The sequence below is a fragment of the Alkalihalophilus lindianensis genome, assembly GCF_032843265.1.
GTDB lineage: Bacteria > Bacillota > Bacilli > Bacillales > Bacillaceae_D > Alkalihalophilus > Alkalihalophilus lindianensis.
The window spans coordinates 1-275 of record NZ_JAWJBA010000271.1 but is presented as its reverse complement, the minus strand read 5'-3'; the positions used below and the strand labels follow the sequence as shown (position 1 = coordinate 275).

1 protein-coding gene is annotated in these 275 nt (G+C 75.3%); it reads right to left on the bottom strand.

Annotation, left to right across the window (positions count from 1 at the left end):
- Nucleotides 1-275, bottom strand: a 275-nt coding sequence (locus RYX56_RS22225) for a hypothetical protein (protein WP_317124100.1), incomplete at both ends; no start/stop codon positions are given.

Genomic DNA, 275 nt, shown 5'->3' with positions numbered 1-275 from the left:
CGACCTTCCCCGTCTTGCGGTCCCAGGTCACGGTGTCCGCACGCAGCCGCTCGCCCTGCCGGGCCATGCGCACCTCGCCGCTCGCGGTGACGCGATCGGCCTGGGTATCATATTCCAGCCGGCTCGCGCTGAACTGCACCTGGTCGTCCGCAGCCGGGGCGGGGGCTTCGGCCGCGGTTGGCGGCGGGGCCGGCCGATCGTTCAGATCCTGCGCCGCTGCGGCTCCCGCCAGCACCAGCCCTGCGCCGACCGCGCCCGCCCCGAAAAGCCCGCCC